The following is an 11,723-nucleotide window of genomic DNA, read 5'->3' on the forward strand; positions in this document are numbered from 1 at the left end:
GTAATTAATATTCATCTTCTTACTAAAATTCAAAGGAAAATAAGATGCCAATACCTCTTACCCCAATGACAAACACTGCACTTGAATACTTAAAAAATCACCCATCTACTAAAGATTTTCATATACAAACTATTGGGCAATTTTTTACTTATCTCAAAGATTCCATTCTTTCATTGTTTAATAGTGACCATAAATTTGCTTATTTAGGAAATAAGTCTGTTGCTGAATTTAACTTAAAGCATATCAACATAGATTTACACACGTTTTTAATAAATCCATGCCTGAATAATCCTGCCAATAAAGACAAAGCAGATGCCCTTCAATATTCATTTAATTACTTACAAAATCAATCCAGTACTACACCTAATCTCTACGATGTTTATCGCTCCGGAAATATCGAGCCTAATGAGTTAATATCTCAACTTATTAATTACGGTAATAAGTTACATCAAAGAAAATTAACCGTCGAAGAAACCCAGTACTCTCAATCCGTTATAGAAATACTTAAAGAAGTGAATAAGTGTTTAGAAAAATTACCTAAGCCGTCACCACATACACAAAGCTTGATCACGAGGATATCCGAGATAACTAATGAGTAGGCAAAATCTCTTTGATTTATCCGATGATGACTTGAGCATCGCTCAGTTTTCAGGCATAACTGTATACTGTTTTGATGGAGTATAAAACAGGAGAAAGGTTATGCGCTGGCTGATGAAAAGTTTGGTATCTCTGATACTTATCGTTATTTTATTTATTATTATAATTTACGCTTTTATTCAGACTCAGTGGGGCGCGCAAAAAACCAGTGAATGGCTGACACAATACACTGACTATGATATTCGTTTCTCCGGTATTGAACATGATCTTATGCAACCCGAACAAGTCATTGTTCATGACCTCCTCGTTAATCCTAAACAAGATAAAGCCACAGTATCGGCAAAATCAGCGCAAATTAGATTGAATTGGCAATTTTTTACCACACCATCTCATCTACAAAAAATCACCTTAGAAAACGGTTCAATTAAGCTCACTGGTAAATCGCCAGCCATGCCACTAAGTGCTGATATTTTGCAATTTAAAAATATGGCATTGAGCAACAATACTGTGGATATCACGTTTAATGCTGACAAAATAACAGGTGGTATTACACCTTGGAAACCAACATTAAATGATGTTATTGGTGCGGGTCATTTCCAATTTTCGATTGCAGAAGGCTCAATAAACAACAATCATTTTAGTAACTTTATTATTTCCGGTGAATACCAACCCGATAATATTCAAATAGAGAAACTAGGCACCCGCTTACTCAGTGGTTCACTTTCATTAAGTGGTCAATATCAAGATAATCAATGGAAATTTGATGAAGTTTATATGAATGGCTTGCGCTGGCAATCCTCGCAAACCTTTAACGAATTAATTCAGTCTCTCTCTGAATATCCCCGTATTAGCATAAGAGCACTCAATATTGTTGATTTTACTGCTGAAGGAAAACAGTGGGCAATCAGTGGTTTTGATGGGCAATTTTCTCAGTTTAGTTGGGATAACGCTCTTTCATTTACAACTGGTGAACTCAATACAAATGACGTTGTTTTTCAAGATGAACACTTCACTGATCTTATCGCAAAACTCAACCAGCAAAACAATCAACTTAATCTAGATAACCTCAGTCTACGCTATGAAAAAGGCTTAATTAAGCTTGCTGGTCATTGGAATAAAGACAATAAAACCATCACTATCCAAGACGCCACACTATCAGGCATTTTATATACGCTACCTGAAAATTGGCTCAACTTTTTAGCTAAACCAATAGATAACAAGAGTAATATTCAAAATATCACTATCGAACAGTTATCTATCAATCAATCTATCTTGATTGATATCACACCAGAATTTCCATTCCAATTCACCAACTTAACAGGAAAACTGCGAAATTTAGTGGTTGCAAAAGAAGGTGAATGGGGATTATGGCAAGGTTCAGCCATATTAAATGCCGATAGTGGTACGTTAAATCGCATTGAATTACGTCGCCCTGATTTAAAAATTGTCACTCAACAAGATAACGCTATTGTTGAGCAATATTCAGCATTTATTGGTAATGGCATTGTTCGAGGTTCAGCAGGTTTAGTGCAATCTAACCAACAGCGCCAATTTTCACTTATTGCTAATGGTCTAAATGTACCTTTATCAACGCCTTATACATTAGGTTTAAAAACAACCTACTCTGATGAAATAGGCCAGTTCACACTAAAATTGAAAGGTGATTTACGTTCAAACCCAGTGGCATCAACACTTAATGGCACATTAACGGGAAGTAAAGATGAACAACAAATACTCAACTCAGTGATACAAAATGGCGAGATAATTAATCACCTATAATATTGATCTTTCGCAGGAGCACGGATTGCTCCCTTTATAAAAAGCGTTACAATGCGCTAATGCCCTTTTCTTTATTGTGGAGTTTTCATGTCTGACGAAGATTTTTCCCCTGAAAAAATATCTTTAAATATGTTTCAACAATCTCCTTTAACTGCACTTGAAGACAACAGCACACTGCTTGTGTGTGATGACAATAAAACTCCGTTGTTCTATTGCCTTTCTAAAGAAGACTATGATGTATTAATTGAGCGAGTTATGGATGCAGAGCTTGCAGCGATCGTACTTGAACGTCGCCAAAATAAATTAAATGAGCTTAATTTAGACTAATTTTATCGATGCAATAATTTGTCTTAAATAGAACAAACAAAAAACACCCTTTCAGGTGTTTTTTTTTATCGCATTTTCACAGATAAAATTAACGTTTTTTCTTTTTACGACCAGGCTGAACAAAACGCTTACGGGAATTATTTTCCGTTTCTTTGGTTTTTGTTTGAGGAATATGAATACCCAATGCTTTCGCATTACTACTAATTTGTTTTTTCGGCTTATTTTGCTTTGGTTTTGGTGGCGCTTCAGAAGTCGATTTTTCAATCGCTTCAAATAAGGTAATGAGTTCATCATCGGTCAGATCACGCCATTCGCCAACAGGTAATCCCGATAAGCTTACATTCATAATGCGAATGCGTTCAAGCTTAGTGACTTCATAACCAAAATATTCACACATACGGCGAATTTGGCGATTTAATCCTTGAACTAAGGTAATACGAAACACCATCGGCGCTTCTTTCTTGACCTTACATTTCTTGGTTTTTTGTCCCATGATAGGAACACCCGCACCCATTCCATGAATAAATTCATCTGTGATCGGCTTATTCACTGTCACAAGGTACTCTTTTTCGTGATCATTACCTGCACGTAGGATTTTATTGACTAAATCACCGTGGTTGGTCAGAAAAATCAATCCTTGTGAATCTTTATCTAAACGCCCAATTGGGAAAATACGGGTACTGTGGTTAACATAGTCAACAATATTATCTTTTTCGCCATCATCTGTGGTACTCACAATACCCACAGGCTTATTCAGCGCAATCAAAACCAGCTCAGAGTTATCCTGTGCTTCAATCAATCGACCATTGACTTTGACTTCATCGCCAGCAAATACTTGATCGCCAATACCAGCGCGTTTGCCATTAATAAGGACAAGTCCTTGCTCAATATAACGGTCAGCCTCACGACGTGAGCAGATCCCGCTTTCACTGATATATTTATTAAGACGAGTAGATAAATTGGTGTCCATGCTTCCCTCCGTAAACTGCGAAATATACATCAATTGGATAGCGATAGAAACTCTATAACACCAGCATTCAAGAATAGATTTTTTATACTCTGTTTTTTTAATAAAAAACGCAGAAAATAGAAAAGGTAACCCAAAAGAAAATAGTGATTTCCCTTTAAGTTACTCTAAAGATAGATAGCTGAATTAGCACTGCTTATTTTGTGAAGGTAAAACAATATAAGTGCCGCTAAAAACAGCACCAACACCTTCATCACCACAAATATCGACGTCCAACTTAATACGTGCCTTGCTTCCCTTCGCTAGTCGCCCTAAATCCCCACTTAAATTTTCCATATCAGCAACGGCAGCAGGACGCCCTGATACAGGTTTGCGGTAACGAATATGTGCATCCACCAGCACAATATCACCTTGCAATTTATGTTCTTGCATTAATAGCCAAATCAATCCCCAACCTGTTAATGTTGCGAGTGAAAATTGGCTACCTGCAAAAATAGTGTGATGAGGATTTTGATTTCCTGCTTCAGGGATAGTGGTATAAAAACGGGTTCCTGTGTATTGAGTAATACGTAATCCCATTTTTTCACTTAAAGGAATATGTTGATGCCATTGTTTTTGTAATTCTGCACACCAATCTGGTCGATGAAGAATATCATCCAAAGACTCAATACTTTTTTTCATAAAAAAGTGCTTAATGGGTGTCGTTTGAGGACCTGTCACTAAACCACAATTTTCATAACCTAACTTTTCAAAGAAGCTTACAGACTCTTCTCGTGCACTACACACGATCCGTTTTATACCTTCTTGGCGAGCAAGCGACTCTAGCGCCATAGCCACTAATGTGCCTAAACCTTTACCTTGTGCATCTGTACGCACCGCCATAAAGCGAATAGCACCTTCATTGTCGGCATTAATATAGAGTCGCCCAATCGCAACGGGTTGTCCTGTTTCATCAACAACCATTTGATGATGAGCAAGAGTGTCATAACCGTCTTTTTCAGAGCCTTCAGGTTGATGTAGAGGTTTACGAAGCATTTCCCAGCGAAAAGCATAATAGGCATCAAATTCTGCCTCTGTCTTTGGGGTTCGTAAATGGTACATATCTGAGCTCCTTTTAACACGACTGTACGTTTGACGTTATACTTGCAGCCAAAAGGTGACTGGGCCGTCATTCGTCAGTGTGATTTGCATATCAGCAGCAAATTGACCTGTTTGCGTTTCTAAGCCTTGTTGCTGACATTGTTCAATAAAGTAGTGATAGAGATTTTTCGCTAATTCTGGGGGTGCACCGTTCGAAAACCCTGGACGCATTCCTTTTTGTGTTTCCGCGGCAAGTGTGAATTGAGATACAACTAATAGACTACCACCTGCTTGTTGCACATTTAGGTTCATTTTGTCGTTTTCATCACTAAATATACGATAGCCGCATACTTTCTCACATAATCTTTTGGCTTTCTGTTCGTTGTCGTCTTTCTCTACACCTAATAAAACCAATAAACCTTGATTAATAGCGCCGACAGTTTCACCTGCAATATCCACTTTTGCCTGTGTCACTCGTTGAATTAACGCGATCATGCTCTCTCCAAAATAAATCAATAAAAAAGGATAACAAATTCAATCTATTGTTATCCTTACAATAGCATTATTCTTCTACTGGGAGAGAAAAATCATAATCTTTGAAGTAGTCAATGATGGTCTGTTTATCAATGACATGTACACCCTTTATACCCACAGCAATAGCAGCATCAACATTGGCTTTTACATCATCAAAGAAAACGGCATCTTGTGCTTCAACATCTTCAGATTCTAAAACATACTTAAAGAGTTCAGGATCGGGTTTTCTCATGCCAAGATCTTGCGACAAGTAGAGAAAATCAGCAGAAGCCGCGATTTCAGGATAGTGTTCTGGCCAGTAATCTTGGTGTAAACGATTAGTATTTGATAACACCACAACCCGATGTCCTTGTTCTCTTAATTTGTTCATTATATCAATGACTTCAGGTCTTACTGCGATAAAAATAGCCTGCCATCCTTCAGCGAATTGCTCAAAGCTTAAGCTCATGCCAAGTTCTGAGTTAATTTCTTCAGCAAATTCGATATCTGTAATATTACCGCGCTCATGTAATTTAAAAACTTCACCGGCGGTGAAATCCTTTTTTATGCTTGCTAATGGAACACCACTCAGCTTACTCCATACTGCGAATACTCGGTTAAAATCGATATCAATAATCACATTACCCATATCAAAGATATAAAGCATAAATCCTCTCCATAATAGAAAACTCATTTTACTTTAATCATAAATCGCTTTACTGAACAGGCTTAAACACCAAAAAAGTACAATAATCACACTTAATTTTTTTGTAAAACAGAAAACCAGAAGAGGGAGAACGGAAAAATGAGACTAGAAGCATCATTATCTAGAATGGAATTATGAGGTGATGATAAAACGTTCTCTCCTCGTTTATGTTTATACAATTTTAAAATCATCATGCAACTGCGCCCAATGTAATGATAATTTTTCTTTATGCTCATCAAGCATTGGAAGCTGTTGTAATAATGAAGGCCATTGCGTTCTTGCTGTTATAACAACATCAAGTAAATGAGGCTTAATAGCGACCCAAGGTAAATCGGCTTTTTCAGCCCAACGCTCAAAATGCCCCATTGATATATCAAACCAGTGCTTTGTTCCGGCCATATTCAAAGCTAGTTTATCCTCTTTGATATAGGGTTCTGTAAATACAACATCATATAAAGGTGATAACTGAGGTGAAATGCGATTGTGATAGATTAATGTCCAGTTTTTTAAATGAGCATCACCATTACCCAATAAAATATTAATGAGTAATCTTCTAGCCATTTGCTGAATATCTTTTAAACGTTCCGAGCTTGTTTCATAAATAACTTTGCCTATTTGCTCATAATTAATTTTTTGATATTTATCTGACGGAAATAACCCGAATACTTGAGCAAAATCTTCTGTATGAATACGCCCTTCTCCACTACGGTCAAAACGTTTAATGCCATAGGCATATGGCTCATTTGGTAATTGAATATCAGGTAAGTTTTTTAACTGATTTAATTCAATAAGCCTTATTTCAGGGATATCAGCACCGACACTTTCCGCTAATTTCATACAAGTATATTCATTAACAGGAACACCTTTATGAATGGTAGGCGGTGTTTTTATAATTCACATATCTTGTAAAGTATCTTCATCAATATGGTATCGACCTTTAATGAAAGATGAAGAGAATTTAACCTGTACTCCCGCTAATGAAAATTTTTTATCAACATGTTTAATATCGATTTGTAGAGGTTCTGTCGATAAACGATGCTCAAGTGCCCAATCAGGCACACCACCTGCTTTTATAGGAGTTACTAAAATGGCTCCTGGTAAATTTGCACCTAAATAAGCAAGAATAGCAAACTCATTATCAACGTGGCATTTTAATGCATTCGCGGTGTATTCCCTTAATACACCTTCAGGTAACAAATTAGATAGTACAGGCGAGATTTTCTGTGTTCGAATTTGAGGCTTATTTAAATAATCAGGATCAGATAGCTGCCTTAATGTGAAAGTCGGTCGAGTTTCTTTTGGCATCCTGACAAAATGGGGATTAAATGTCAGTATATTTTTACATAATGAGCAATAACCGCAACATCAATTCCATACAGCTGAATCTTAAGACCTTCCACTTTCTCTATCTGCTTATTCATACCTTATTCCTTTGTTTTAAACCAAAAGTCGAGATCATCCCCATCATCTTTCAAATCAATTTCGCTTTTATTCGCTATTGCAGTACTTGCAATCATAGGGTTTACATGAGAATTTTTAGTTCTGATTGATAACTCTAAATCTAGTCCTTCTAATACTCTTAGTAAGGTTGATAGTTTTAAATCACTTCCTGATTCTATACGTTGGTATTGCTGCTGTTTCATACCGATACGTAAATACATATCTTTTTGTTCAATACCTAATTTTTTACGTTGCTCTGTAATTAAATTAGCAATTTCATTAATAGTTTTCATGATTAGCTCTAAACCATTTTAGTGATTACATTGGCAATGTATACAACACTCTAGTTGTATGACAACCAAAAAACAACTCATAAATTGTATGTAGCAACAAAAACAACTTTAAAGTTGTATTTAAGGCAATAAACAATACTTAAGTTGTAAATAAAAAGAGTGGGATACAAAGGGGAAATAAAGGCGTGATTAAGAGAAAACTTATGCGGTGGCAAATTTCCCACCGCATTCGTCTGATAGTACAACTAGTACCACATACTCTAAATAATTTAAGTTACAGATAGGCGACTAGTTGAACGCAGTCAACCCTGTAACTTAAAGTATGACGAGTATAAACTCAGGGCGCTAAACGCGCCCTAAGAATTATGTTATCAGAATAAATAACGAATTAGTCTTTGCTACGGTAAGCACGACGACGATCGTTTTCTGACAGATAACGCTTACGCAGACGAATAGACTGCGGAGTTACTTCAACTAACTCATCGTCATCAATAAATTCTAATGCTTGTTCTAATGTTTGTTTCAGGTGTGGAGTCAGCGTTGTCGCCTCATCTGTACCAGAAGCACGCATGTTAGTCAGCTTTTTACCCGTTAAACAGTTTACTGTTAAGTCATTAGAGCGAGTATGAATACCAATCACTTGGCCTTCGTAAACTTCTGCACCATGAGTCACAAATAATTTACCGCGGTCTTGTAAGCTATACAGTGCGTAAGCAACGGCTTTACCTTGGCCATTAGAGATCATAACACCGTTATTACGGCGACCGATTTCACCTGGACGAACATCATCATAGTGACTGAATGTTGCATACAGTAAACCAGTACCTGATGTCATGGTCATAAATTCAGTACGGAAACCAATCAGACCACGGCTAGGGATAATGTAGTCTAAACGTACACGTCCTTTACCATCTGGTTGCATATCACGCATTTCGCCTTTACGTTCACCCATCGCTTGCATCACATCACCTTGGTGCTGTTCTTCAATATCGATAGTGACTTGTTCGAAAGGCTCTTGTTTACGGCCGTCAATATCACGGAAGATAACTTTAGGACGAGATACACCTAATTCGTAACCTTCACGACGCATATTTTCGATCAGAACTGACAGGTGAAGCTCACCACGACCTGATACACGGAATGCATCTGGATCTTCAGTTTCTTCTACACGTAATGCTACGTTATGGACTAACTCTTTTTTCAGACGATCTAAAATCTGACGAGAAGTCACAAACTTACCTTCACGACCACAGAAAGGTGAAGTATTAACACAGAAATACATGCTAACAGTTGGTTCATCAACGGCTAATGCAGGTAATGCTTCAACAGCACCTGTTTCGCAGATCGTATCAGAAATATTCAGTTCGCCTAAACCTGTGATTGCGATGATATCGCCAGCTTCTGCGACTTCAACTTCAATACGTTCTAAGCCTAAGTGACCTAACACTTTACCGACTTTACCGTTACGAGTTTTACCTTCACTATCGATGATAGTCACTTGCTGGTTAGGTTTAACCTTACCACGCTTAATACGACCGATACCGATAACACCTAGGTAGTTGTTGTAGTCCAACTGAGAAATTTGCATCTGGAATGTGCCGTCCAGATCAACTTTTGGTGGCTCTACATATTTGACAATAGCTTCATATAACGGAGTCATATCTTCAGCCATGTCATTGTAATCTGTTCCCGCAATACCGTTTAATGCAGATGCATAGATAATTGGGAAATCAAGTTGTTCGTCAGTTGCGCCTAAGTTTACGAACAGGTCAAATACCTGATCAACAACCCAGTCTGGACGCGCACCAGGGCGGTCAACTTTATTGATAACAACAATTGGTTTTAAGTTGTTAGCAAACGCTTTTTGTGTCACAAAACGAGTTTGTGGCATTGGGCCATCCATCGCGTCAACCAGCAATAGAACACTGTCTACCATAGACATAACGCGTTCTACCTCACCACCGAAGTCGGCGTGTCCTGGGGTATCTACGATATTGATACGATAGTCATTCCATTTAATCGCTGTATTTTTCGCAAGAATAGTAATTCCGCGCTCTCTTTCGAGATCATTTGAGTCCATCACGCGCTCAGCAACGGTTTCACGTTCGCCGAACGTACCAGATTGCTGTAGTAATTTATCGACGATAGTTGTTTTACCATGGTCAACGTGGGCGATGATGGCGATATTACGCAAGTTTTCGATCACAAAATTTGCCTCAGGCATTGTAGAAATAAGCGCAGTATTGTACACGCTTTAGACGAGAGACTAAACAAGATCACAATAATGATTGCTTAACAATATGCAATTAATTGAATTGTGATCCTTTTCACGCCTCAGAATTTAGTAGTATCCGTTCGCTTGCACCAAAACAGTGCAATTAATTAGGCTTAATTTGCACCAACTTTGTGCAATAATTAAAAAATCACAGGAGATATTCTACACTAAACTTCATCAATACAGTATATATCCCTTTTTAGATAAGTTGGCATGCTTTTCGCAATAGAATTTAGGTGAGCAAAAAATTCACCGAAAAAATGTGTAAGGCCACTGCACTCAATAAAACCATTCGCCAGGAGAGTTCCTATGTCCCTTGAACATGTATTATCCATGATTGAAGAACATAAAGTTAGATATATTGACTTACGTTTCACTGATACCCGCGGTAAAGAACAACATCTTACTATTCCGGCTCATCAGGTTAACGATGATTTCTTTGAAGAAGGAAAAATGTTCGATGGCTCTTCTATTGGTGGCTGGAAAGGCATTAACGAATCAGATATGGTGCTGATGCCAGATGCAACAACCGCAATGCTTGATCCATTTTTCCAAGATCCAACCCTGATTATTCGTTGTGACGTTTTAGAACCAGGCACAATGCAAGGTTATGATCGCGACCCACGCTCTATCTCAAAACGTGCTGAAGACTATTTAAAATCAAGTGGTATCGCAGACACAGTACTGTTTGGACCTGAGCCAGAGTTCTTCCTATTTGATGATATTCGTTTCAAAAACGATATTTCTGGCGCATCTTACGCTATCAACGATATTGAAGCGGCATGGAACACCAATACCAAATATGAAGACGGCAACAAAGGTCACCGCCCGATGGTTAAAGGTGGTTACTTCCCATTGCCACCCGTCGATTCATCACAAGATATTCGTTCTACTATGTGTAACATCATGGAAGAAATGGGCTTAGTCGTTGAAGCTCATCACCATGAAGTCGCAACTGCGGGTCAAAATGAAGTGGCTACTCGCTTTAATACCATGACCAAAAAAGCAGATGAAACCCAAATTTATAAATACGTGGTACAAAACGTAGCTCACGTATTTGGCAAAACAGCGACCTTTATGCCAAAACCATTAGTGGGTGATAACGGCTCAGGTATGCACTGCCATATGTCACTGTCTAAAAACGGTGTAAACCTATTTGCAGGTGACAAATACGGCGGATTATCTGAAATGGCGCTGTATTACATCGGCGGTATTATCAAACACGCTCGTGCGCTAAATGCATTTACTAACCCAACGACTAACTCTTACAAACGTTTAGTCCCAGGTTTTGAAGCACCTGTAATGCTTGCTTACTCTGCACGTAACCGCTCAGCGTCAATTCGTATTCCTGTGGTTGCCAGCATGAAAGCGCGCCGTATAGAAGTCCGTTTCCCAGATCCTTTAGCAAACCCTTATTTAGCGTTTGCGGCTCAGTTAATGGCTGGTCTTGATGGCATTATCAATAAAATTCACCCAGGTGATGCTATGGATAAAAACCTCTATGACTTACCGCCAGAAGAAGCAAAAGAGATCCCAACTGTCGCAGGTTCATTAGAAGAAGCATTAAATACATTAAATGCAGATCGTGAATTCTTAACCCGCGGTGGTGTATTTACTGATGATGCTATTGATGCTTATTTAGAATTATTACGTGCTGATGTTCAACGTGTACGTATGGCTCCGCATCCTCTTGAATTTGAAATGTATTACAGCGCTTAAGACCTTTTATTGATAAAAACTTAAGCC

At 38.0% G+C, this 11,723-nt stretch carries 12 protein-coding genes; 4 read left to right on the forward strand and 8 right to left on the reverse strand.

The window, feature by feature from the left end:
* The first annotated feature begins 44 nt into the window (after positions 1 to 44).
* From ACNART_RS12465 to ACNART_RS12475, 3 genes are all read left to right on the forward strand, one after another.
* Positions 45 to 599: a hypothetical protein gene (locus tag ACNART_RS12465; RefSeq protein ID WP_368927547.1), complete on the forward strand. Its 555-nt coding sequence runs from the start codon at positions 45 to 47 to the stop codon at positions 597 to 599.
* Positions 600 to 699: 100 nt separating this feature from the next.
* The gene (locus ACNART_RS12470; RefSeq protein ID WP_198626302.1) at positions 700 to 2,376 is read left to right on the forward strand and encodes an AsmA family protein; all 1,677 of its coding nucleotides are present in this window, start codon (positions 700 to 702) and stop codon (positions 2,374 to 2,376) included.
* Between the two features lie 87 nt (positions 2,377 to 2,463).
* Positions 2,464 to 2,703, forward strand: coding sequence for a hypothetical protein (locus ACNART_RS12475; protein ID WP_198620076.1), 240 nt, complete (start codon positions 2,464 to 2,466; stop codon positions 2,701 to 2,703).
* Between the two features lie 88 nt (positions 2,704 to 2,791).
* Here the strand turns inward: ACNART_RS12475 and rluF are convergent, their stop codons facing one another.
* From rluF to typA, 8 genes are all read right to left on the reverse strand, one after another.
* Positions 2,792 to 3,673: a 23S rRNA pseudouridine(2604) synthase RluF gene (rluF, locus tag ACNART_RS12480; RefSeq protein WP_098941675.1), complete on the reverse strand. Its 882-nt coding sequence runs from the start codon at positions 3,671 to 3,673 to the stop codon at positions 2,792 to 2,794.
* Between the two features lie 183 nt (positions 3,674 to 3,856).
* Complete coding sequence (fabY, locus tag ACNART_RS12485; protein WP_100159682.1) at positions 3,857 to 4,771, reverse strand: fatty acid biosynthesis protein FabY; 915 nt, start codon at positions 4,769 to 4,771, stop codon at positions 3,857 to 3,859.
* Between the two features lie 36 nt (positions 4,772 to 4,807).
* Complete coding sequence (gene dtd, locus ACNART_RS12490; protein ID WP_072064855.1) at positions 4,808 to 5,245, reverse strand: D-aminoacyl-tRNA deacylase; 438 nt, start codon at positions 5,243 to 5,245, stop codon at positions 4,808 to 4,810.
* Positions 5,246 to 5,312: 67 nt separating this feature from the next.
* The gene (gene yihX, locus ACNART_RS12495) at positions 5,313 to 5,930 is read right to left on the reverse strand and encodes a glucose-1-phosphatase (protein ID WP_109373676.1); all 618 of its coding nucleotides are present in this window, start codon (positions 5,928 to 5,930) and stop codon (positions 5,313 to 5,315) included.
* 210 nt (positions 5,931 to 6,140) lie between these two features.
* Positions 6,141 to 6,806 (reverse strand): type II toxin-antitoxin system HipA family toxin, encoded by a 666-nt coding sequence (locus tag ACNART_RS12500; protein ID WP_368927544.1) that lies wholly within the window; start codon positions 6,804 to 6,806, stop codon positions 6,141 to 6,143.
* 57 nt (positions 6,807 to 6,863) lie between these two features.
* Positions 6,864 to 7,274, reverse strand: a complete 411-nt coding sequence (locus tag ACNART_RS12505; RefSeq protein ID WP_368927543.1) for a HipA N-terminal domain-containing protein — start codon at positions 7,272 to 7,274, stop codon at positions 6,864 to 6,866.
* A gap of 119 nt (positions 7,275 to 7,393) precedes the next feature.
* Positions 7,394 to 7,702, reverse strand: a complete 309-nt coding sequence (locus ACNART_RS12510; RefSeq protein ID WP_198626301.1) for a helix-turn-helix domain-containing protein — start codon at positions 7,700 to 7,702, stop codon at positions 7,394 to 7,396.
* Between the two features lie 388 nt (positions 7,703 to 8,090).
* A complete protein-coding gene (typA, locus tag ACNART_RS12515) occupies positions 8,091 to 9,926 on the reverse strand; it encodes a ribosome-dependent GTPase TypA (protein ID WP_198620077.1) in 1,836 nt (611 codons plus the stop codon).
* Positions 9,927 to 10,286: 360 nt separating this feature from the next.
* On the opposite strand from typA, the gene glnA reads away from it, so the two are divergent.
* Positions 10,287 to 11,696, forward strand: a complete 1,410-nt coding sequence (glnA, locus tag ACNART_RS12520) for a glutamate--ammonia ligase (RefSeq protein WP_088494326.1) — start codon at positions 10,287 to 10,289, stop codon at positions 11,694 to 11,696.
* Positions 11,697 to 11,723 lie beyond the last annotated feature (27 nt).

It is taken from the genome of Proteus sp. LHD240705, assembly GCF_047921555.1.
In the GTDB taxonomy this organism is placed as follows: domain Bacteria; phylum Pseudomonadota; class Gammaproteobacteria; order Enterobacterales; family Enterobacteriaceae; genus Proteus.